The sequence below is a fragment of the Enterobacter sp. K510 genome, from assembly GCF_055804875.1.
The window spans coordinates 436,092-458,423 of record NZ_JBNRLQ010000002.1; the positions used below are offsets into that span (position 1 = coordinate 436,092).

Genomic DNA, 22,332 nt, shown 5'->3' on the forward strand with positions numbered 1-22,332 from the left:
AGTTTTATGGCGGACAAAGAGCTCAAGTTTCTGGTTGTGGATGACTTTTCCACCATGCGTCGCATCGTGCGCAACCTGCTGAAAGAGCTGGGTTTCAACAACGTCGAAGAAGCAGAAGATGGCGTTGACGCGCTGAATAAACTGCAGGCGGGTGGTTTCGGTTTTGTCATTTCTGACTGGAACATGCCGAACATGGACGGTCTGGAACTGTTAAAAACCATTCGTGCCAGCGGTAACATGGCGTCGCTTCCGGTGCTGATGGTCACGGCGGAAGCGAAAAAAGAGAACATCATTGCGGCCGCGCAGGCAGGCGCAAGCGGCTACGTGGTGAAACCATTCACCGCTGCAACACTCGAAGAGAAACTTGGCAAGATCTTCGAGAAACTTGGCATGTGAGGGCAGGATAATGATGCATCAATCGCAGATTAAACCGGCAGACGAAAACGCTGCCGGAGACATTATCGCCCGCATCGGCAGCCTGACGCGTATGCTGCGTGACAGCCTGCGTGAGCTGGGTCTGGATCAGGCGATTGCCGAAGCGGCAGAAGCCATTCCGGATGCGCGTGACCGTCTCGACTATGTTGTGCAGATGACGGCGCAGGCCGCCGAACGTGCACTGAACAGCGTTGAAGCCTCGCAGCCGCACCAGGACGCGATGGAATCCGGCGCGAAATCCCTGACCAAACGCTGGGATGAGTGGTTCGAGAATCCTATCGAGCTGACGGATGCCAAAGAACTGGTGAAAGATACACGTCAGTATCTGGGCGACGTGCCGGGTCATACCAGCTTCACCAACGCCCAGCTGCTCGACATCATGATGGCGCAGGATTTCCAGGATCTGACCGGTCAGGTGATCAAGCGCATGATGGATGTGATCCAGGAAATCGAGCGTCAGCTGCTGATGGTGCTGCTCGATAACATGCCGGAACCGGCAGCACGCGCCAAACGTGAAAACGACAGCCTGCTGAACGGTCCGCAACTGGACACCACCAAAGCAGGCGTCGTGGCCAGCCAGGATCAGGTCGACGACCTGCTGGACAGCCTCGGTTTCTGATCAACAATCCCGCTTTCCGCCTGCGCACTCCGGCAGGCGGGGAGTGGGGTTAATGAATTTGCCCTCCACTCTCTGCATTATCCCGATGCTGCGTGACACGCCGCAGGGTTCTTATCGCCTGAAAAAACCGCCTTTTAGTCGCGTTTATCTGCCCATTGCGGCGGCCTCTCTCTGGCATCATGCTACAAACCTATATCTCCGGAACTTCGGCTGTGTCAGAAGATAGCGACGACAAAACAGAAGCCCCCACACCCCAACGACTGGACAAAGCGCGTGAGGAAGGGCAGATCCCCCGATCCAAAGAACTGACGTCACTGCTGATTTTAGTGGTGGGCGTAAGTATCGTGTGGATTGGCGGTGAGTCGATCGCCCGACGGCTGGCGGGGCTACTGGCGTCAGGCTTGCGGTTTGACCACGGCATCATTAACGACCAGAAGCTGATCCTGGGTCAGGTGATTTTGCTGGTGAAAGAGGCGATTTATGCGCTGCTCCCGCTGATCACCGGGGTGGTGATCATTGCGCTGGTGTCGCCGGTGCTGCTCGGCGGGCTGATTTTCAGCACCAAATCCCTGGCGTTTAAATTTTCCAAACTCAATCCTATTACCGGTATCGGACGCCTGTTTTCCGCGCAGGTCGGGGCCGAACTGCTGAAAGCCGTCCTTAAATCAGTGCTGATGGGCGGGGTCGCCGCACTCTATTTATGGAATAAGTGGCCAGAAATTATGCGTCTGGTCAGCGAGGCGCCGACCACGGCGATGAACAATGCCCTCGATCTGGTGGGCATGTGCGTGCTGCTGGTGGTACTGAGCATTATCCCGATGGTCGGCTTTGACGTGGGCTTCCAGCTCTACAGCCACTTTAAGAAACTGCGCATGTCCCGTCAGGATATTCGCGATGAGTACAAACAGACCGAAGGCGACCCGCATGTGAAAGGGCGCATCCGGCAGATGCAGCGTGCCGCCGCGCGTCGTCGCATGATGGCCGATGTGCCGACGGCTGACGTCATCGTCACCAACCCGACGCACTACTCCGTGGCGCTGAAGTATGACGAAAACAAAATGAGCGCGCCGAAAGTGATCGCCAAAGGGGCAGGGCTGGTGGCCCTGCGCATCCGTGAAATTGGCAACGAAAACCGAATTCCCACCCTTGAAGCCCCTCCGCTGGCCCGTGCGCTCTATCGCCATGCGGAAATTGGTCAGCAGATCCCCGGCCAGCTTTATGCCGCCGTGGCGGAAGTGCTGGCCTGGGTATGGCAGCTGAAACGCTGGCGTCTGGCGGGGGGTACTGCACCTGTTAAACCTGCAAATCTTCCGGTGCCTGAAGCGCTGGATTTTATGAACGAGAAGGACACTGATGAATAATCTGGTGGCAAAGTTGCGTTTGCCTGGCAACATGAAGTCGATTCAATGGCAGATCCTTGCCGGACCGATCCTCATCATGCTTATTTTGTCGATGATGGTGCTGCCGCTTCCGGCGTTCATTCTTGACCTGTTATTTACGTTCAACATTGCGCTGTCGATCATGGTGCTGCTGGTGGCGATGTTCACCCAGCGTACGCTTGAATTCGCCGCCTTCCCGACGATCCTGCTGTTCACCACCTTGCTGCGCCTGGCGCTGAACGTCGCCTCCACCCGTATCATCCTGATGGACGGGCATACCGGCGGCGCGGCGGCGGGTAAAGTGGTTGAAGCCTTCGGTCACTTCCTCGTGGGCGGTAACTTCGCCATCGGTATCGTGGTGTTTATCATCCTGGTGATCATCAACTTTATGGTTATCACTAAAGGTGCCGGGCGTATTGCAGAAGTGGGCGCGCGCTTTGTACTGGACGGGATGCCGGGCAAACAGATGGCTATCGACGCCGATCTTAACGCCGGGTTGATTGGCGAAGAAGAGGCGAAAAAGCGCCGCTCTGAAGTTACCCAGGAAGCGGATTTTTACGGCTCAATGGACGGTGCGAGTAAATTCGTGCGCGGCGATGCCATCGCGGGCATCCTGATCATGGTGATTAACGTCATCGGCGGCCTGCTGGTGGGCGTGCTGCAACACGGTATGGATGTCGGTCATGCGGCGGAAGCCTATACGCTGCTGACCATCGGTGATGGCCTGGTGGCGCAGATCCCGGCGCTGGTGATCTCCACGGCGGCGGGTGTCATTGTGACCCGCGTGGCTACGGATGAAGATGTGGGCCAGCAGATGGTGGGCCAGCTGTTCACCAATCCGAGCGTGATGGTATTAAGCGCCGCGGTGCTGGGTCTGCTGGGTCTGGTGCCGGGGATGCCGAACTTTGTGTTCCTGCTGTTTACCGGCGCGTTACTGGGTCTCGCCTGGTGGCTGCGCGGCCGCCAGCAACAGGCGCCGGTGGAAGCCGCGCCTGTGAAGCTGCCGGAAAATACCCAGGCGGTGGAAGCCACCTGGGGCGATGTGCAGCTGGAAGATCCATTGGGTATGGAAGTGGGCTACCGCCTGATCCCGATGGTGGATATGCAGCAGGATGGCGAGCTGTTAGGCCGTATCCGCAGTATCCGTAAGAAGTTCGCGCAGGACATGGGCTTCCTGCCGCCGGTGGTGCATATCCGCGACAACATGGATCTGCCGCCCGCGCGTTATCGTATTCTGATGAAAGGGGTGGAGATCGGCAGCGGCGACGCCTATCCGGGCCGTTGGCTGGCGATTAACCCTGGCACCGCGGCGGGCACATTGCCGGGCGAGCAGACCGTCGATCCGGCCTTTGGCCTGGCGGCGATCTGGATCGAAAGCGCCCTGAAAGAGCAGGCGCAGATCCAGGGTTATACCGTGGTGGAAGCCAGTACCGTGGTGGCCACTCACCTTAACCATCTGATCGGACAATATTCATCTGAACTGTTTGGCCGTCAGGAAGCGCAGCAACTGCTGGATCGCGTTACCCAGGAGATGCCGAAGCTGACGGAAGATCTGGTGCCGGGCGTGGTCACGCTCACCACGCTGCATAAAGTGCTGCAAAACCTGCTGGAAGAAAAAGTGCCGATCCGCGATATGCGCACCATTCTGGAAACCCTGGCGGAACATGCGCCGGTACAGAACGATCCTCATGAGCTGACGACGGTTGTGCGCGTGGCGCTGGGTCGCGCCATAACCCAGCAGTGGTTCCCTGGCAGCGGGGAAGTGCAGGTGATTGGTCTGGATACGCCCCTTGAACGTCTGCTGTTGCAGGCCCTGCAGGGCGGCGGCGGTCTGGAGCCAGGTCTGGCGGATCGCCTGCTGGCGCAAACCCAGGAAGCCCTGCAGCGTCAGGAGATGCTTGGCGCGCCGCCGGTATTGCTGGTCAACCATGCCCTGCGTCCGCTGCTGTCGCGCTTCCTGCGCCGCAGTCTGCCGCAGCTGGTGGTGCTGTCCAACATGGAGCTGTCGGATAACCGCAGCATCCGCATGACCGCCACCATCGGAGGCAAATAATGCGTCATCTTGCCTGGTTAATCGCCCTGCCGCTGTTCGCCCAGGCGGCGGGTGAGGGGGCGTGGCAGGCCAGCAGTATCGGCATCACGCTCAGTCACCGTGGGCAGGCGGCGTCATCGCAGCCGCTGTCCGCCCCGCAGCCAGCCAGCGGTCTGATGACGCTGGTGGCCTGGCGCTACGAACTTAACGGCCCGACCCCGGCGGGCCTGCTGGTGCGCCTGTGTTCGCAATCGCGTTGCGTGGAGCTGGACGGCGAAAGCGGTACGACCATGGGCTTCGCCAATGTTCCGGCGGCCGAGCCGTTACGCTTTATCTGGGAAGTGCCCGGCGGCGGCAGGCTAATCCCGGCGCTGAAAGTCAGCCGCAACGAAGTGATTGTTAACTACCGCTAAATGCCCGTCTTTTAACCCGCCACTGGTGATTTCTTCCGCAATCCGGTGGCTGCCTCTCATATTTTGGCCCCGCCTTTTGAACCGCGAGAAACACTGTTTTATAAATCAGTGACACGCATGATGAGACTCTTTGCATTTTTGCCAGTTGCGTCAGTACCCTGGCAGAAACAGAAAGGTTTCTCTCATCACATAATTCTACTTTAGCCGTGTAATGTTCCTTTCAGGCTACGCCAATTGCCTGAGAGCTCCCAATAACAAAAAGGGTTTGCGGCAATGAAGACACGTAAAATTGGACTGGCAAACTACCTGGCCTACGGCTCGGGTGACTTTCTTGGAGCGGGCACCACAGCGCTGACTGCGGCCTGGCTTCTGTACTTCTACACCACCTTCTGCGGCTTAACGCCTATCGAAGCCACCTTTATCTTTGCCACCGCAAGGGTACTGGACGCGGTGATCAGTCCGCTGATGGGCTTTTTAACCGATAACTTTGGTTCGACCTGGCTGGGTAAACGCTTCGGTCGTCGCAAGTTCTTTATCCTGCTCGGTATACCCGCCGTGTTCAGCTACTCCATTATGTGGGTCGGCGACATGGGATTCTGGTACTACCTGCTGACCTACCTGATTTTCGACATCGTCTACACCATGATCCTCGTGCCTTATGAAACCCTGGTGCCGGAGATGACCGACGATTTCAAACAGAAAACCAAATTCTCCGGCGCGCGTATCGGTATGGCGCAGATGTCCGCTATTCTGGCGTCCTTCCTGCCGGGCATTCTGTTAACCCATTTCGGTAAAGACAATCCGGTTTCCTTCTTTTATGCCAGCCTGGTGTTCTCGGTGCTGTGCGCGCTGATGCTTACCTTTGTCTGGTTCTTCACCTGGGAACGGCCGCGTGAAGACTGGACCGAAGCGGCGCTGCGTGCAGAAGAGGAGAAAAAACACCTTACTTTCGGCCAGAGCATGAGCCGTCTGTTTACGGAGTTAAGCTCCACCCTGCGCATCAAGATTTTCCGTCAGCACCTGGGCATGTACCTGGGCGGCTATATCGCGCAGGACGTCTTCAATGCCGTCTTTACTTACTATGTGGTGTTCGTGCTGATGCAGGATGCGTCAATGGCGTCGAACTTGCTGGGCACCATGGCGATCTTCCAGTTCATCGCGGTCATCATGATGATCCCGCTGTGTATCCGTTTCGGACCCGCGCCGTCCTACCGCATGGTGGTGGTACTGTTTGGTCTGAGCTCAGCGTCCTACGCCATTCTTTATTACGCCGGTCTGAGCGACATCTATTCGCTGTTGCTGCTGGTCTCCGCGATTGCTGGTCTGGGACGTGGTGGTATCAACTACGTGCCGTGGAACACCTATACCTACATTGCTGACGTGGATGAAGTGATCACCGGGCAGCGTCGTGAAGGTATCTTCGCGGGCATCATGACCCTGACACGTAAAGCCTCCCAGGCGGGTGCGATTATGCTGGTGGGGATCATCATGCAGGCCTCCGGCTTTGTTTCTGGTCAGAAAACCCAGGTGGAATCTGTCAGCCATACCATTCTGATGATCCTCTGCTTCGGTACGGTGGCGGTGCTGCTGTGCGGCTTCCTGGTCTCACTGCGCTTCAAACTGAATCTGAAAACCCATAGCGTGCTGCGGGAAGAAACCGAAAAAATGCGCCAGACAGGCCGCGTGATGCCGGAAACCGTCACCCCGCAGGCGCGTGCAACCGTGGAAATGCTGGCGGGTATGCCGTTCGAATCCCTGTGGGGCAATAACAACATTGGCTATCTGAATCGCAATAAGCCAGCCCCGGGCTCTCTTAAAGCCCGCGCAGCGACTGAATACAATACTCAGGAGGTGAAGTAAATGATTGTTTATCCTGTCAAATATAGCCCTTTACTGCGTCAGCCGGAGCGTTTTATCGCCCGGGATGAGCTGAAGGCACTGATCCAGAAAGTGACCCATAACCTGGTCAACATTCGGGATGAATCCGGTGAGTTTTTACTGCGATTAGATGACGGGCGCGTCATTGATACCAAAGGCTGGGCGGGCTGGGAGTGGACGCACGGTGTCGGTCTGTATGGCATCTGGCAGTACTACCAGCAGACCGGCGATCTGGCAATGCGCGATATTATCGATGCCTGGTTTGCCGACCGCTTTGCGGAAGGGGCGACCACCAAAAACGTCAACACCATGGCGCCGTTCCTGACGCTGGCGTACCGCTATGAGGAAAACCTCAACCCGGCGTATCTGCCGTGGCTGGAAAGCTGGGCGGAGTGGGCGATGCACGACATGCCGCGCACCGAACACGGCGGCATGCAGCACATCACCCTGGCAGAGGAAAATCATCAGCAGATGTGGGACGACACGCTGATGATGACCGTGCTGCCGCTGGCGAAAATCGGCAAGTTGCTGGATCGCCCGGCCTATGTGGAAGAGGCGGTGTATCAGTTCCTGCTGCACGTGCAGAACCTGATGGACAGGGAAACCGGGCTGTGGTTCCACGGCTGGAATTACGAAGGCAACCATAACTTTGCGAAAGCGCGCTGGGCGCGGGGCAACAGCTGGCTGACCATAGTGATCCCGGATTTTCTGGAACTGGTGGATCTGCCGGAAAACAACGCCGTGCGCCGTTATCTGGTGCAGGTGCTGAACGCGCAGGTGGCGGCGCTGGCGAAATGTCAGGATGACAGCGGCCTGTGGCATACGCTGCTCGACGATCCGCACTCTTATCTGGAGGCATCAGCGACGGCAGGATTTGCCTACGGCATTCTGAAGGCGGTGCGTAAGCGTTATATCAGCCAGGAATATGCAGAGGTGGCGGAGAAGGCCATTAAAGGTATCGTGAATAACATTTCGCCGGAAGGGGAGCTGTTGCAGACGTCGTTTGGTACCGGAATGGGATCGGATCTGGATTTCTACCGCAATATTCCGCGCACCTCCATGCCCTACGGCCAGGCGATGGCGATGTTATGCCTGACGGAGTATTTGCGGAAATACTTCTGAGGTTGTAGCCCCGGTAAGCAACGCGCCACCGGGGAAAACGCCTGATGACGCTTCGCTAATCAGATGTGCAAAAATTAAACCCCGGCGAACCGGGGTTTTTTATTACATCCGCTCTACGGTTTCTATACCCAGGGTATCCAGACCCAGCTTCAGGGTTTTGGCCGTCAGCAGCGCCAGCTTCAGGCGGCTCTGGCGCATGGTTTCGTTTTCCGCGCTCAGGATCGGGCAGTGCTCATAGAAGCCGGAGAACAGCCCTGCCAGATCGTACAGGTAAGTACACATCACGTGCGGCGTACCTTCGCGGGCGACCACGGTCAGCGTCTCTTCAAACTGCATCAGACGGGCGGCCAGCTGCACTTCGCGATCTTCGGTGAGGATCACCGGCGCGTCGCTCAGCGTGCTTTCATCCAGACCGGCCTTACGGAATACCGACAGCACGCGGGTGTAGGCATACTGCATGTAGGGCGCGGTGTTGCCCTCAAACGCCAGCATATTGTCCCAGTCGAAGATATAGTCGGTGGTACGGCTCTTGGAGAGATCCGCGTATTTCACCGCGCCGATACCCACGGCGTTAGCCAGTTTTTCCAGCTCGTCCGCTGGCATGTCCGGGTTTTTCTCCGCGACCAGACGACGCGCGCGCTCCAGTGCTTCATCCAGCAGATCCGCCAGCTTCACCGTGCCGCCCGCGCGGGTTTTAAACGGCTTGCCGTCTTTGCCGAGCATCATGCCGAACATATGGTGTTCCAGCGGCACGCTGTCCGGCACGTAACCGGCTTTACGCACGATGGTCCACGCCTGCATCAGGTGCTGGTGCTGACGGGAGTCGATGTAATAGAGCACGCGATCCGCATGCAGGGTTTCATAGCGGTATTTCGCACAGGCGATATCCGTGGTGGTGTAGAGGTAGCCGCCATCCTTTTTCTGGATGATGACGCCCATCGGCTCGCCTTCTTTATTTTTATACTCGTCAAGGAAGACCACGGTTGCGCCTTCGCTTTCCACCGCCAGACCTTTCTCTTTCAGATCGGCCACGATACCCGGCAGCATCGGGTTATACAGGCTTTCGCCCATCACGTCTTTACGGGTCAGGGTCACGTTCAGACGCTCGTAGGTGATCTGATTCTGCGTCATGGTGATGTCCACCAGCTTGCGCCACATCTCACGGCAATATTCGTCGCCGCTTTGCAGTTTCACCACGTAGTTACGGGCGCGTTCGGCAAAGGCTTCGTCAGCGTCATAATGGGTTTTGGCTGCGCGGTAGAACTCTTCCAGATCCGCCAGCGCCATTTCACCGGCGTTTTCCTGCTGCTTCAGCTCCAGGAAGGCGATCAGCATGCCGAACTGGGTGCCCCAGTCGCCGACGTGGTTCGCGCGAATGACGTTATGGCCGAGGAATTCCAGCGTGCGCACCGAGGCATCGCCGATAATGGTTGAGCGCAGGTGACCGACGTGCATCTCTTTGGCGACGTTAGGCGCGGAGTAATCGACCACCACGGTTTGCGGCGCCGGGCGGGAAACGCCGAGGCGATCGGAGGCCAGCGCCTGATCCACCTGGGCCGCCAGAAACGCAGGCTCAAGGAAAATGTTGATAAAGCCAGGTCCGGCGATTTCCACTTTGCCGGCAATGCCGCTGAGATCGAGATGAGTCAGCACCTGCTCTGCAACTTGTCGTGGGGGCATACCCAGTTTTTTAGCAACCGCCATCACGCCGTTAGCCTGATAGTCGCCAAACTGTACTTTTGCTGACTGACGAACCTGGGGTTCGCAATCCGCAGGCGCGCCTGCGGCAATCAGTGCCTGACTGACTTTTTCTGAGAGAAGAGCCTGAATATTCACCGTGATACCTTTGGTTAATGGCGCAGCGCGTAAGGGCTGGCTGCACCCGGATGTTGATCATCAAAGGCGGGAGTATACTGCAATTGGCCCCTGCCGTCAGCCCTGCGACCGGGTGCAGAATGCGCAAATAAATCGCGGCAGATCCATGAATAATCATTCAGTTGCGCCTGCTGTAAATCAGCGGTTGGTAAGCCACCGGCAACAGGGTAAATTAGCGGTTTTGCGACCCGTGAAAGGCACTGACGATGGCACACTGGCAGACAATTGATGAACTGCATGATATTTCCGCGGATTTACCGCGCTTCACTCTGGCGTTAACAGAACTTGCCACCCGGCTCGGTCTGGATATCGCCCCCCTTGATGCCGATCACATTTCTCTGCGCTGTCATCAGAACGCCACTGCCGAACGCTGGCGGGCCGGTCTTGAGCAGTGCGGCGAGTTACTCAGCGAAACGCTGATTAACGGACGCCCCATTTGCCTGTTTAAGCTGCACGAACCGGTGACGGTGGCGCACTGGCAGTTTAAAGTGGTGGAGCTGCCGTGGCCCGGCGAAAAACGCTATCCCCATGAGGGCTGGGAGCATATCGAAATCGTCCTGCCCGGCGATCCGCAAAGCCTTAACGCCAGGGCGCTGGCGCTGCTGGCGGACGAGGGCCTGAGCCAGCCGGGCATTGTTGTGAAAACCAGTTCGCCAAAAGGGGAGCGCGAGCGTCTGCCGAATCCGACGCTGGCGGTCAGCGACGGCAAGGTGACGATCAAATTCCATCCCTGGTCGATTGAGGAGATCGTCGCCAGCGAGCATTAATCACAGCGTTTAAGGAGAAAACCGTGGCATTACTGGAAATCTGTTGTTACAGCGAGGCGTGCGCGATCGTTGCCGAACAGCAAGGCGCGGATCGTATTGAACTGTGCGCTGCGCCGAAAGAGGGCGGGCTGACCGTCTCGTACGGCGTGTTAAAACGCGTGCGGGAAAGCGTGACTATTCCGGTGCATCCGATTGTGCGTCCGCGCGGCGGGGATTTTTGCTACAGCGAGGCGGAATTCCGCGCCATGCTGGAAGACATCCGTTTCATCAAATCGCTGGGCTATCCGGGCGTGGTCACCGGCGTACTGGACGAGGACGCCAACGTCGATTTGCCGCGGATGCGGCAAATAATGGATGCTGCCGGAGAGATGGCGGTAACTTTTCATCGTGCATTTGATATGTGCCAGAACCCCATCGAAGCTTTTGAAAAGCTAGCGGATTCAGGCGTGGCGCGCGTCCTTACGTCGGGTCAGCAGGCGTCGGCGGAGCAAGGACTTTCATTTATTACGGAACTAAAAGCACACTCCCGTGTTCCAATCATTATGGCCGGTGCTGGCGTTCGCCCTTCCAACCTTGAACTGTTTCTCGACGCGGGTATCGCGGAGGTTCACAGTTCAGCGGGAAGATGGACGCCGTCACCAATGCGTTATCGTCATTCAGGATTGTCGATGTCTTCGGATGCCAGCGCGGATGAGTATTCCCGTTATGGCGTTGATGGCGACGCGGTTTCTGAGATGAAAGCGATGATCGCCCGTCATCGCTTTCGTTAACCCTTTTTACCGCGCATCATGTCGCCCAATGTGATGCTTGCTTGTACCAGGCCCCTGCAATTTCAACAGGGGCCTTTTTTTGTCTTTTTCCTGCCTGTTTCGGCCTGCCACTGCGTTGGCTTTCCTCGCGCACCCCGGTCACTTACTTATGTAAGCTCCCGGGGATTTGCTGCGTCGCCGCCTTGTTGCAAACCGAACCCGTTTGGAAAAAGATGTAAAGTTAACGTGTAGGCCCGGCAAGCCTGCGCCGCCGGGCGGGCGTCCGACGCAAGGTTACGGTTTGCGGGCAATCAACACCGCACGCTGCGGGGCAGGGTAACCTTCCACCGTTTTGCTGACATCAAGCGGATCGAGGAATTCCGCCAGGGATTCGGTGATCATCCAGTCGGTGCGGCGCTGCTCCTCAACGGAGGTCACGCTGACGTCGGCGATACGCACGTCCACAAAGCCGCATTTTTCCAGCCAGTTTTTCAGCGCCAGCGCCGACGGGATAAAGTAGACGTTACGCATTTGCGCATAACGATCCCCCGGCACCAGCACGGCGTTTTCATCCCCTTCGATGACCAGGGTTTCCAGCACCAGCTCGCCCTCTTTCACCAGCTGATCTTTCAGCTGCCACAGATGCTCCAGCGGCGAGCGGCGGTGATAGAGCACGCCCATCGAGAAGACGGTGTCAAAGGCGTTCAGCGCCGGAAGCTGTTCAATGCCCAGCGGCAGCAGATGCGCGCGCTGATCGTTGCCCAGCAGTTTACGCACCGCTTCGAACTGGCATAAAAAGAGCTGCATCGGATCGATACCCACCGCCAGATGCGCTCCCGCGCCGATCATGCGCCACAGGTGATAACCGCTGCCGCAACCGACGTCCAGAATGGTGCGCCCGGTCAGATCCGACAGATGGGGCAGTACACGATCCCATTTCCAGTCGGAGCGCCATTCGGTATTAATGTCCACGCCGTAGAGGGAAAATGGCCCTTTGCGCCACGGCATCAGATTGCGCAGCAGCGTTTCGATGCGTCTGATTTGACCGTCGCTTAAGGGCGTCTCGCTTTCGGCGGTGACGCTGTGCAGCAGATCCAGCCGGTAAGGGGTCATTTCCGGCAGAAACTCAACGGCGTTATTCCACTGTTTAAACTGGCCGTGCAGGGCATCGCGCTGCCAGCTGGCGATCTGCGCGGGCAGGGTTTCCAGCCAGTGGGAGAGATGATTTTTGGCGATAAGCTGATAAAAATTGCCGAAGTCGATCATTGCGCATCCCCGGCTTTCAGCGCCACCAGCGAACCAAAGTTAAAGCACTGGAACCAGAGCTCGCTGTGTTCAAAACCGGCTTTGCGCAGGCGTGCTTTGTGCGTCTCCACCGAGTCCGTCAGCATGACGTTTTCCAGCATGCTGCGCTTCTGGCTGATTTCCAGCTCGCTGTAGCCATTAGCACGCTTGAAGTCGTGATGCATATTGAACAGCAGCTCGCCGACCTGGGCATCTTCAAAGCTGAACTTTTCCGACAGCACCAGCGCGCCGCCCGGGACGAGGCCCTGATAAATGTTGTCCAGCAAAGCCTGGCGCTCAGCAGGTTCAAGGAATTGCAGGGTGAAATTCAGCACCACCATTGAGGCGTTTTCGATACGCACCGCGCGGATGTCGCCTTCCACAACCTCTACCGGCGTTGGCGCTTTGAAGGCTTCGATATGGCGGCGGCAGCGTTCGATCATCGCCGGTGAATTATCCACGGCAATGATTTTGCAGCCCTCATGGGCGATATTACGGCGGACAGACAAGGTGGCCGCGCCCAGAGAACAGCCCAGATCGTAGACCTGCGTATCCGGCGTGACGAAACGCCCGGCCAGCATGCCGATCATGGAGATGATATTCGAGTAGCCCGGAACGGAGCGCTGGATCATATCCGGGAAGACTTCGGCTACCCGTTCATCAAATGTCCAGTCGCCCAGGCTGGCGATTGGCGCAGAAAAAAGCGTGTCGCGGTGAGGCATAACGTAAAAATCCGAGAAAACAAAAGTGGCGTATTGTGCGCTAATGCAGGGAGAAAACCAACTCCCAGGGCATATACCACAGGTTAGCCAGCACCAGCAGGATCAGCGCGCACCAGGTGGCGCTCATGGCAGAACGACGCCAGAAAAGCAGATGGTGGTGCAACCCGTAGTAATGCATCAGCCGCCCGATAACCAGCAGCAGGCCGCAAAAATGTACCATCCAGGTTTCTGCGCCGTTCATTTCCATAAACAGCAGCAGGATCAGGGCGGCGGGGAGGTACTCCACCGCATTGCCATGAATACGGATCGCCGTTTGCAGTTCGCTAAAACCGCCGTCACCCAAAGAGACGCGGTACTGCATGCGTAACCGTACAACATCCATGGAAAACTTCATCAACAGCAAAACGCTCAGCACGGCATACAGCGCGCTAACCATAACAACTCCGTTAGAGGTACAAAGATGGCACACCTCTATGATAGCGCGACTGCTTCAGAAAAGAGAGGATTGTTGTGGAATTGAGGGCGCGGCGCCGACGGACGGTATGGCCGCGCGCAGAGACGACCAGAGGGTATCCACCAGTTCCGGGGCCTGGGCAATATCCGGCGTGTGTAAAAACAGCCAGGGCGTGCTGCTTTGCTCCCACAGCGGCAGCTTTTGCAGCCAGACGTCGAACAGCGCGCGGTTTTGCGCCATGTCGTCGCTGCCGATAAAGCGCACCATGGGATCCCGCGCGGTGACTACCGCATGCACCGGCAGCTTCGGTTTTTTACGCTGGGCGTCAATAATGGCCTGGTTACTCGGGATCGCGCTGTGCACCGGTCGGCTGTCTAATATCACCCGGTTAACGCCACGCATATGCAGGCCACGGTTAAGCTGCGTTTCTGCTTCACCTTTGGCGAAAAATTCCGCATGCCGCACTTCCACGCCATAGGTAAAGGTTTTCGGCAGGCCATCCAGAAATTCCCACAGGGCAGGTAATGCCTGCGGGCCAAAAGTCGCCGGAAGCTGCAGCCAGAACTGTCCCATACGATCTGCAACAGGGGACAGGCGGGTGAAGAATTCCTGGGTTAAATCGTCGCAGTTGCGCAGCGCCGCCTGGTGGGAAATGGTGGCCGGAAATTTAAAGCAAAAGCGAAAATCATCGTGAGTCTGCTCGCGCCAGCGCGCGACGATCTCCGCTTTCGGCAGAGCGTAGAGGGTGGTGTTACCCTCCACGCAGTTGAAGTGTCGGGCGTAGTCTTCAAGTCCCTGAATACCAAGCCGCGCCCATTTCGGGTGCGACCATTGCGGCAGCCCGATGTAAATCATAAGGCTGCCAGCACCTCTTCGGTGCTGCGTACGCGGCCGATGCGCGGGAAGATGTTGGTCATGCTGCCGAGATGCTGCTCGCTGCTGGCGGCGCTACAGGCGTCTTCCACCACCACAAGCTTAAAGCCCATTTCCCAGGCGTTACGGGCGGTGGACTCGACGCCGATATTGGTGGAGATCCCGCAGAGAATAATGGTGTCGATGCCACGGCGACGCAGCTGCATTTCCAGATCGGTGCCGTAAAACGCGCCCCACTGACGTTTGGTTACTTCCAGATCGCTCTCTTTTTTACCCAGCGCAAGAGGGTAATCCCACCAGTTGTCCGGCAGCGAGTGGGCCGGGATCGCGGCATCTACGGGCTGTTTCAGCGCTTCGGCAAAATCCGCAGACCAGCCGACGTGCACCATCACCACCGGCGCGCCTTTAAGGCGGCATTGTTCCGCCAGCCGCGCGGCGCGGGCCACCACATCCCCGGCGCTGTGCGGGCCACCGGCGAAGGGCAGGATCCCCTCCTGCAAATCGATAACGACCAGTGCGGTGGTGGCGGCGTTCAGTTCCAGCATAATAACTCCCGTTTATTGAATGACATCGCGTTTACCTTACCTGTATAAAAGGGTAGCGCGGCTGACAAATATTGTTAATTTTTGTGAGATTACGCAATAAGCGCGCAGCAATCGCGCGTCCGCACGGCGTGGCACTTATCGTCCGCCAGAATTTCCAGTATAATAACCCCCTTTTTTCATCCAGTTGTGACATTAGGCTAACGCTGCGACAACGTGGCCTGCACGGCAGGCGACAATCGGCCTGCGGCAAAGTTAAGGGATATCTCATGCGTACAGAATATTGCGGACAGCTTCGACTGTCCCACGAGGGGCAGCAGGTGACTCTGTGTGGTTGGGTCAACCGTCGCCGTGATCTCGGCAGCCTGATCTTTATCGATATGCGCGACCGCGAAGGTATCGTGCAGGTGTTTTTCGATCCGGATCGCGCGGACGCATTAAAGCTGGCTTCTGAACTGCGTAATGAGTTCTGCATTAAGGTCACCGGCACCGTACGCCGCCGTGACGAGAAAAACATTAACAGCGATATGGCGACCGGCGAAATCGAAGTGCTGGCCACCGATCTGGAGATCATCAACCGTTCAGAATCGCTGCCGCTGGACTCCAATCACGTCAACACCGAAGAAGCGCGTCTAAAATTCCGTTATCTGGATCTGCGTCGCCCGGAAATGGCGACCCGCCTGAAAACGCGCGCCAAAATCACCAGCTTCGTGCGCCGCTTTATGGACGATCACGGCTTCCTCGACATCGAAACCCCGATGCTGACCAAAGCCACGCCGGAAGGCGCGCGCGACTATTTAGTGCCTTCACGTGTGCACAAAGGTAAATTCTACGCGCTGCCGCAGTCGCCGCAGCTGTTTAAACAGCTGCTGATGATGTCCGGTTTTGACCGCTACTATCAGATCGTTAAATGCTTCCGCGACGAAGATTTACGTGCTGACCGTCAGCCAGAATTTACCCAGATCGACGTGGAAACCTCTTTCATGACTGCGCCGCAGGTGCGTGAAGTGATGGAAGCGCTGATCCGCCAGCTGTGGCTGGACATTAAAGGCGTGGATCTCGGCGAGTTCCCGCAGATGACCTTCGCGGAAGCCGAGCGTCGTTACGGTTCCGATAAACCGGATCTGCGTAACCCGATGGAGCTGGTGGACGTGGCCGATCTGCTGAAAGACATGGAATTCGCCGTCTTTGCAGGCCCGGCGAACGATCCCAAAGGCCGTGTGGCTGCCCTGCGTGTGCCCGGCGGCGCGGCGTTGAGCCGTAAACAGATCGACGACTACGGCAACTTCATTAAGATCTACGGCGCGAAAGGCCTGGCCTATATTAAAGTGACCGAGCGTGCGAAAGGTCTGGAAGGTATCACCAGCCCGGTGGCGAAATTCCTTAACGCTGAGATTGTGGAAGCGATCCTTGCCCGCACTGACGCGCAGGATGGCGATATGATTTTCTTCGGCGCCGACAACAAGAAAGTGGTTGCCGATGCGCTGGGCGCGCTGCGTCTGAAACTCGGCAAAGATCTGAACCTCACCGACGAGTCCAAATGGGCGCCGCTGTGGGTTATCGACTTCCCGATGTTCGAAGACGACGGCGAAGGCGGCCTGACCGCGATGCACCACCCGTTCACCGCGCCGAGCAACATGACGCCGGAAGAGCTGAAAGCAGCGCCGGAAACGGCTATCGCCAACGCCTACGACATGGTGATCAACGGTTACGAAGTGGGCGGCGGTTCCGTGCGTATCCACCGCAGTGAAATGCAGCAGACCGTGTTCGGCATTCTCGGCATCACCGAACAGGAACAGCGCGAGAAATTCGGCTTCCTGCTGGACGCCCTGAAATACGGTACGCCGCCGCATGCGGGTCTGGCTTTTGGTCTGGATCGCCTGACCATGCTGCTCACCGGCACCGACAACATTCGTGATGTGATCGCGTTCCCGAAAACCACCGCAGCCGCCTGTCTGATGACGGAAGCGCCGAGTTTCGCAAACGACGCGTCCCTGACCGAACTGGGTATTCAGGTGATCAAAAAAGAGTCCCCGGAGAATAAATAATATGCAATATAAGCGTCCCGTTTCCGTGCTGGTGGTGATTTATGCGCAGGACACGAAACGGGTGCTGATGTTGCAGCGACGCGACGATCCTGATTTCTGGCAGTCGGTAACCGGCAGCCTGGAGGAGGGGGAAACCGCGTCGCAGGCCGCCCTGCGTGAAGTAAAGGAAGAGGTCGTTATCGACGTTGTGCAAGAGCAACTGACCTTAGTCGACTGTCAGCGCACGGTGGAGTTTGAGATCTTTACTCATTTGCGTCATCGCTACGCGCCGGGTATTGAGCGCAATACGGAATCCTGGTTCTGTCTTGCGCTGCCCCATGAGCGGCAGATTGTGTTTACGGAACATCTGACCTACCGCTGGCTGGATGCGCCCGCTGCGGCTGCATTAACCAAATCATGGAGCAACCGGCAGGCGATTGAAGAATTTGTAATTAACGCCGCCTGAAAGGGCGAGGCTTTTGGAGATATTTTTATGGCAGGTCATAGTAAATGGGCCAACACCAAACACCGCAAAGCGGCACAGGATGCCAAACGCGGTAAGATCTTTACCAAAATTATCCGTGAGCTGGTCACGGCTGCCCGTCTGGGCGGCGCTGACGTCGGCTCTAACCCGCGCCTGCGTGCGGCAGTGGATAAAGCGCTGTCTAACAACATGACGCGCGACACCTTAAACCGTGCCATCGCGCGCGGTGTGGGCGGTGACGACGATGCGCAGATGGAAACCATCATTTACGAAGGTTACGGTCCTGGCGGCACGGCGGTAATGGTTGAATGCCTCTCTGATAACCGCAACCGTACGGTGGCGGAAGTGCGTCACGCGTTTAACAAATGCGGCGGCAACCTCGGCACTGACGGCTCCGTGGCCTATCTGTTCAGCAAGAAAGGCGTCATCACTTTTGAAAAGGGCGATGAAGACACCATCATGGAAGCAGCGCTGGAAGCCGGTGCGGAAGACGTGATGACCTACGATGACGGCGCCATCGACGTTTATACCGCCTGGGAAGATATGGGTGCGGTGAAAGATGCGCTCGAAGCGGCGGGCCTGAAGGCCGACGCGGCAGAAGTCTCCATGATCCCGTCCACCAAAGCCGATATGGATGCCGAAACTGCGCCGAAACTGCTGCGCCTGATCGACATGCTGGAAGACTGCGATGACGTGCAGGAAGTTTACCATAATGGCGAGATCTCTGATGAGGTTGCGGCTACGTTAGAATGACGTGCCAGGCAGGCCTTAACGACGGAGGCGCGTGATGTCGATTATTCTCGGTATTGACCCTGGCTCACGCATCACCGGTTATGGCGTCATCCGCCAGGTTGGCAGACAGTTGACCTACCTCGGCAGCGGCTGCATTCGCACCAAAGTCGATGATTTACCGTCCCGCCTGAAGCTCATCTACGCGGGCGTGACGGAGATCATCACCCAGTTTCAGCCGGATTATTTCGCCATTGAACAGGTATTTATGGCGAAAAACGCCGACTCGGCGCTGAAGCTGGGACAGGCGCGTGGCGTGGCGATTGTCGCCGCCGTTAACCAGGATCTGCCGGTGTTTGAATATGCCGCACGGCAGGTCAAACAGACGGTAGTGGGCACCGGCAGCGCGGAGAAAAGCCAGGTGCAGCATATGGTACGTACGCTGCTGAAACTGCCCGCCAATCCGCAGGCCGACGCCGCCGATGCGCTGGCCATCGCCATTACGCATTGTCATGTCAGTCAGAATGCGGTGCAAATCAGCGACAGCCGGCTCAATCTGGCGCGCGGGCGGTTGCGATAATTGCAAATCAGGCTGGATATTTATCCAGCCTTTTTTATATGATAGCCCACAATAACTTTGCCATTAACGCAGGAGCGCGATGTGATAGGCAGACTCAGAGGCATTATTCTCGAAAAACAACCCCCGCTGGTACTGCTTGAGACGGGTGGCGTAGGCTATGAAGTGCATATGCCAATGACCTGTTTTTATGAACTACCCGATGCCGGACAGGAAGCCATCGTCTTTACGCAGTTTGTGGTACGCGAAGACGCGCAGCTGCTGTACGGTTTTAACAATAAGCAGGAGCGCACGCTGTTTCGCGAGCTGATCAAAACCAACGGCGTCGGGCCGAAGCTGGCGCTGGCCATTCTCTCCGGTATGTCCGCTCAACAGTTCGTTAACGCCGTAGAGCGCGAAGATCCCGTGGCGCTCACCAAACTACCGGGCATTGGTAAGAAGACGGCGGAACGCCTGATTGTCGAAATGAAAGACCGCTTCAAAGGCCTGCATGGCGATCTCTTCACCCCCGCCAGCGATCTGGTGCTGGCATCGCCGGCCGGTCCTGCGGAAGATGATGCCGAGCAGGAAGCAGTTGCTGCGCTGGTGGCGCTGGGATATAAACCTCAGGAAGCCAGCCGCATGGTGAGTAAAATTGCTCAGCCGGGTGCGAGCAGTGAAAATCTTATCCGTGAAGCGCTCCGCGCTGCAATGTGAGGTAGTAAAGGATGATTGAAGCAGACCGTCTCGTGTCGGCCGTAAACCTGACGCCAGAAGAAGCGGTGGATCGGGCGATCCGCCCTAAACTGCTCGACGAATACATCGGTCAGCCGCAGGTACGCTCGCAGATGGAGATTTTTATTCAGGCGGCGAAGCTGCGCGGCGATGCGCTGGATCATCTCCTGATATTTGGCCCGCCAGGGCTTGGAAAAACCACGCTGGCAAACATTGTCGCCAATGAAATGGGCGTCAATTTACGCACCACTTCCGGGCCGGTGCTGGAAAAGGCCGGCGATCTCGCCGCCATGCTGACCAACCTTGAACCTCATGATGTGCTCTTTATCGATGAGATCCACCGTTTATCGCCGGTAGTGGAAGAAGTGCTCTATCCGGCGATGGAAGATTACCAGCTGGATATTATGATCGGCGAAGGCCCTGCGGCCCGCTCGATCAAAATCGATTTGCCGCCCTTTACGTTGATTGGTGCAACCACCCGCGCCGGTTCCCTGACGTCGCCGCTGCGCGACCGTTTCGGTATTGTGCAGCGCCTGGAGTTTTATCAGGTCGCCGATCTGCAGCATATCGTCGGGCGCAGCGCGCGCTTTATGGGGCTGGAGCTGAGCGAAGAGGGTGCCTGGGAAGTGGCTAAACGCTCCCGCGGCACGCCGCGTATCGCCAACCGCCTGTTGCGCCGCGTGCGCGACTTTGCGGAAGTCAAACACGACGGCACCATTTCGCTGGAAATCGCGGCACAGGCGCTGGATATGCTTAATGTCGATGCGGAAGGTTTCGACTATATGGACCGCAAGCTGCTGCTGGCGGTGATCGATAAATTCTTTGGCGGCCCGGTTGGGCTGGATAACCTCGCCGCGGCCATTGGCGAAGAGCGGGAAACTATTGAGGACGTGCTGGAGCCATTTCTCATCCAGCAGGGCTTTTTACAGCGCACCCCGCGCGGCCGCATGGCGACGATCAGGGCCTGGGATCACTTCGGCATCACGCCGCCCGCCATGCCGTAACCGCGCTTTTGCCCTCTCCGGTGCGGAGAGGGCAGGCGGCCTGCATTACGCTGCCTGTTTCTTCAGCATACTCAGAATAAACAGCGCTGCGGCGCACAGCACCACCGACGGACCGGCAGGGGTGTCGTAAAAAGCAGAGAAGGTTAAACCGCCGGTCACGGCGACAACGCCAATACCCACGGCCACGCCCGCCATCTGTTCCGGCGTACGGGCGAAGCGCCGCGCCGTCGCGGCAGGAATGATCAGCAGCGACGTGATAATCAGCGCGCCGACAAATTTCATCGCCACCCCAATCGTCAGGGCGGTCACCAGCATCAGCAGTAATTTCACCCGTTGCAGTTTTACGCCGTCCACAAAGGCCAGATCCGGGCTGATGGTCATGGCAAGCAGATTGCGCCACTGGCTGAGCAGAATGCCGATCACCACCGTCACGCCGATGGCGATAGACAGCAAATCTTCCGGCGTCACCGCCAGCAGATCGCCAAACAGGTAGGCCATCAGGTCGACGCGGATGTTCGACATCAGGCTGACTACCACCAGACCCAGCGACAGCGCACTGTGCGCCATAATGCCCAGCAGGGTATCAATGGCAAGGTGAGGACGTTTTTCCAGCCACACCAGACCGGCTGCAAGCAACAGCGTAACGGCGATCACCGCATAGAACGGATTGACGTCCAGCATCAGGCCAAAGGCCACGCCAAGCAGTGAGGCATGCGCCAGCGTATCGCCAAAATAAGACATCCGACGCCAGACAACAAAAGAACCAAGCGGACCGGCGGCACAGGCCAGCATAATTCCGGCCAGCCAGCCGGGCAGTAATAATTCGATCATGAGTGTCCATTTCCCCGACGCAGTACAATGCGTCCCTGCAAATCGTGACGATGATTATGGTTATGGCGATAGATACCGAGCTGTTCAGCGCCGCGCGGGCCAAACATCGAAATGAATTCCGGGTGCATGGAAACCACTTCCGGCGTCCCGGAACAGCAGATGTGATGATTCAGGCACAGCACTTCATCGGTTTTGGCCATCACGAGATGCAGATCGTGCGACACCATCAGCACGGCGCAATCCAGTTCGCGGCGTAACTGGTCGATCAGATCGTAAAGCGCCACCTGACCGTTAACGTCCACGCCCTGGGTGGGTTCATCCAGCACCAGCAGCTGCGGGCGGTTAAGCAGCGCGCGCGCCAGCAGCACCCGCTGGGTTTCCCCGCCGGAGAGTTTCTGCATCGGCGCGTCAATGAGATGCCCCGCCTGCACGCGTTTAAGCGCAGGCAAAATGTCAGCTTTACGGGTTGCCGGACGCAGACGTAAAAAACGGCTGACGGTTAACGGCAGCGTGGCGTCGAGATGCAATTTCTGCGGCACATAGCCAATGCGCAGCTGCTTATCGCGCTTGATGACCCCCGCATCCGCTGCTACCAGGCCCAATACCACCCGCACGAGCGTCGATTTCCCGGCGCCGTTTGGCCCCAGTAAGGTTAAAATTTTCCCCGGTTTCAGTTCCAGCGAAATGTCAGACAGGACGCGGCGTTGACCGAAAGAGACAGAGACTTTTTCAAGTGAAACTAAATTAGTCATAGCGTTTAAAGACTTGCACAAGTGACAGAATGTTATAATATCACATTCCACCAATTCATTACGATGATAA

23 protein-coding genes are annotated in these 22,332 nt (G+C 57.4%); 15 read left to right on the top strand and 8 right to left on the bottom strand.

Annotation, left to right across the window (positions count from 1 at the left end; all coding sequences use genetic code 11):
• The first annotated feature begins 6 nt into the window (after positions 1 to 6).
• The 7 genes from cheY (at position 7) to bglB (ending at position 7,878) form a co-directional block, all read left to right on the top strand.
• The gene (gene cheY, locus ACQUTD_RS04690) at positions 7 to 396 is read left to right on the top strand and encodes a chemotaxis response regulator CheY (RefSeq protein ID WP_072568863.1); all 390 of its coding nucleotides are present in this window, start codon (positions 7 to 9) and stop codon (positions 394 to 396) included.
• A gap of 13 nt (positions 397 to 409) precedes the next feature.
• Positions 410 to 1,054: a protein phosphatase CheZ gene (gene cheZ, locus ACQUTD_RS04695; RefSeq protein WP_072568862.1), complete on the top strand. Its 645-nt coding sequence runs from the start codon at positions 410 to 412 to the stop codon at positions 1,052 to 1,054.
• Between the two features lie 212 nt (positions 1,055 to 1,266).
• A complete protein-coding gene (gene flhB / locus ACQUTD_RS04700; RefSeq protein ID WP_321987638.1) occupies positions 1,267 to 2,415 on the top strand; it encodes a flagellar biosynthesis protein FlhB in 1,149 nt (382 codons plus the stop codon).
• The gene (flhA, locus tag ACQUTD_RS04705) at positions 2,408 to 4,486 is read left to right on the top strand and encodes a flagellar biosynthesis protein FlhA (RefSeq protein WP_072568860.1); all 2,079 of its coding nucleotides are present in this window, start codon (positions 2,408 to 2,410) and stop codon (positions 4,484 to 4,486) included. Before flhB ends, flhA begins: the two co-directional genes overlap by 8 nt.
• On the top strand, positions 4,486 to 4,878 hold the full coding sequence (flhE, locus tag ACQUTD_RS04710) for a flagellar protein FlhE (RefSeq protein WP_072568859.1): 393 nt from the start codon (positions 4,486 to 4,488) through the stop codon (positions 4,876 to 4,878). The genes flhA and flhE overlap by 1 nt, the downstream gene beginning before the upstream one ends.
• Positions 4,879 to 5,151: 273 nt before the next feature.
• Positions 5,152 to 6,738 (top strand): MFS transporter, encoded by a 1,587-nt coding sequence (locus tag ACQUTD_RS04715; protein WP_473273894.1) that lies wholly within the window; start codon positions 5,152 to 5,154, stop codon positions 6,736 to 6,738.
• Positions 6,739 to 7,878: a beta-galactosidase BglB gene (gene bglB, locus ACQUTD_RS04720; protein ID WP_473273895.1), complete on the top strand. Its 1,140-nt coding sequence runs from the start codon at positions 6,739 to 6,741 to the stop codon at positions 7,876 to 7,878.
• A gap of 102 nt (positions 7,879 to 7,980) precedes the next feature.
• Here bglB and argS read toward each other — a convergent pair whose 3' ends face one another.
• On the bottom strand, positions 7,981 to 9,714 hold the full coding sequence (argS, locus tag ACQUTD_RS04725; protein WP_473273896.1) for an arginine--tRNA ligase: 1,734 nt from the start codon (positions 9,712 to 9,714) through the stop codon (positions 7,981 to 7,983).
• A gap of 245 nt (positions 9,715 to 9,959) precedes the next feature.
• Between argS and ACQUTD_RS04730 the strand changes: the two genes are divergently transcribed.
• On the top strand, positions 9,960 to 10,520 hold the full coding sequence (locus tag ACQUTD_RS04730) for a VOC family protein (RefSeq protein WP_473273897.1): 561 nt from the start codon (positions 9,960 to 9,962) through the stop codon (positions 10,518 to 10,520).
• A 23-nt stretch (positions 10,521 to 10,543) separates the two neighbouring features.
• Entirely contained in the window at positions 10,544 to 11,290 is a 747-nt protein-coding gene (gene cutC, locus ACQUTD_RS04735) for a copper homeostasis protein CutC (RefSeq protein ID WP_473273898.1), read from the top strand.
• Positions 11,291 to 11,563: 273 nt separating this feature from the next.
• Here the strand turns inward: cutC and cmoB are convergent, their stop codons facing one another.
• From cmoB to ACQUTD_RS04760, 5 genes are read right to left on the bottom strand one after another with little or no spacing between them, the layout of a single operon-like run.
• On the bottom strand, positions 11,564 to 12,535 hold the full coding sequence (gene cmoB, locus ACQUTD_RS04740) for a tRNA 5-methoxyuridine(34)/uridine 5-oxyacetic acid(34) synthase CmoB (protein ID WP_318376800.1): 972 nt from the start codon (positions 12,533 to 12,535) through the stop codon (positions 11,564 to 11,566).
• Complete coding sequence (cmoA, locus tag ACQUTD_RS04745) at positions 12,532 to 13,275, bottom strand: carboxy-S-adenosyl-L-methionine synthase CmoA (protein WP_072568852.1); 744 nt, start codon at positions 13,273 to 13,275, stop codon at positions 12,532 to 12,534. The genes cmoB and cmoA overlap by 4 nt, the downstream gene beginning before the upstream one ends.
• 40 nt (positions 13,276 to 13,315) lie before the next feature.
• Positions 13,316 to 13,711: an MAPEG family protein gene (locus ACQUTD_RS04750; RefSeq protein ID WP_072568851.1), complete on the bottom strand. Its 396-nt coding sequence runs from the start codon at positions 13,709 to 13,711 to the stop codon at positions 13,316 to 13,318.
• A 54-nt stretch (positions 13,712 to 13,765) separates the two neighbouring features.
• Positions 13,766 to 14,584, bottom strand: a complete 819-nt coding sequence (locus ACQUTD_RS04755) for a DUF72 domain-containing protein (protein ID WP_473273899.1) — start codon at positions 14,582 to 14,584, stop codon at positions 13,766 to 13,768.
• Complete coding sequence (locus ACQUTD_RS04760; protein WP_473273900.1) at positions 14,581 to 15,147, bottom strand: hydrolase; 567 nt, start codon at positions 15,145 to 15,147, stop codon at positions 14,581 to 14,583. Before ACQUTD_RS04760 ends, ACQUTD_RS04755 begins: the two co-directional genes overlap by 4 nt.
• A 266-nt stretch (positions 15,148 to 15,413) precedes the next feature.
• Between ACQUTD_RS04760 and aspS the strand changes: the two genes are divergently transcribed.
• From aspS to ruvB, 6 genes are all read left to right on the top strand, one after another.
• Positions 15,414 to 17,192 carry an aspartate--tRNA ligase gene (aspS, locus tag ACQUTD_RS04765; protein WP_473273901.1) on the top strand — a complete coding sequence of 593 codons (1,779 nt, stop codon included), beginning with the start codon at positions 15,414 to 15,416 and terminating at the stop codon, positions 17,190 to 17,192.
• Between the two features lies 1 nt (position 17,193).
• The gene (nudB, locus tag ACQUTD_RS04770) at positions 17,194 to 17,637 is read left to right on the top strand and encodes a dihydroneopterin triphosphate diphosphatase (protein ID WP_072568799.1); all 444 of its coding nucleotides are present in this window, start codon (positions 17,194 to 17,196) and stop codon (positions 17,635 to 17,637) included.
• Between the two features lie 27 nt (positions 17,638 to 17,664).
• Positions 17,665 to 18,408, top strand: coding sequence for a YebC/PmpR family DNA-binding transcriptional regulator (locus tag ACQUTD_RS04775; protein ID WP_473273902.1), 744 nt, complete (start codon positions 17,665 to 17,667; stop codon positions 18,406 to 18,408).
• A gap of 34 nt (positions 18,409 to 18,442) precedes the next feature.
• A complete protein-coding gene (ruvC, locus tag ACQUTD_RS04780) occupies positions 18,443 to 18,964 on the top strand; it encodes a crossover junction endodeoxyribonuclease RuvC (protein ID WP_318373649.1) in 522 nt (173 codons plus the stop codon).
• 81 nt (positions 18,965 to 19,045) lie between these two features.
• Positions 19,046 to 19,657 carry a Holliday junction branch migration protein RuvA gene (gene ruvA, locus ACQUTD_RS04785; RefSeq protein ID WP_072568796.1) on the top strand — a complete coding sequence of 204 codons (612 nt, stop codon included), beginning with the start codon at positions 19,046 to 19,048 and terminating at the stop codon, positions 19,655 to 19,657.
• 11 nt (positions 19,658 to 19,668) lie between these two features.
• On the top strand, positions 19,669 to 20,679 hold the full coding sequence (gene ruvB, locus ACQUTD_RS04790; protein ID WP_072568795.1) for a Holliday junction branch migration DNA helicase RuvB: 1,011 nt from the start codon (positions 19,669 to 19,671) through the stop codon (positions 20,677 to 20,679).
• A gap of 45 nt (positions 20,680 to 20,724) precedes the next feature.
• Here ruvB and znuB read toward each other — a convergent pair whose 3' ends face one another.
• Complete coding sequence (gene znuB / locus ACQUTD_RS04795; protein WP_072568794.1) at positions 20,725 to 21,510, bottom strand: zinc ABC transporter permease subunit ZnuB; 786 nt, start codon at positions 21,508 to 21,510, stop codon at positions 20,725 to 20,727.
• Positions 21,507 to 22,262 carry a zinc ABC transporter ATP-binding protein ZnuC gene (gene znuC, locus ACQUTD_RS04800; protein WP_072568793.1) on the bottom strand — a complete coding sequence of 252 codons (756 nt, stop codon included), beginning with the start codon at positions 22,260 to 22,262 and terminating at the stop codon, positions 21,507 to 21,509. Before znuC ends, znuB begins: the two co-directional genes overlap by 4 nt.
• Between the last annotated feature and the right edge of the window lie 70 nt (positions 22,263 to 22,332).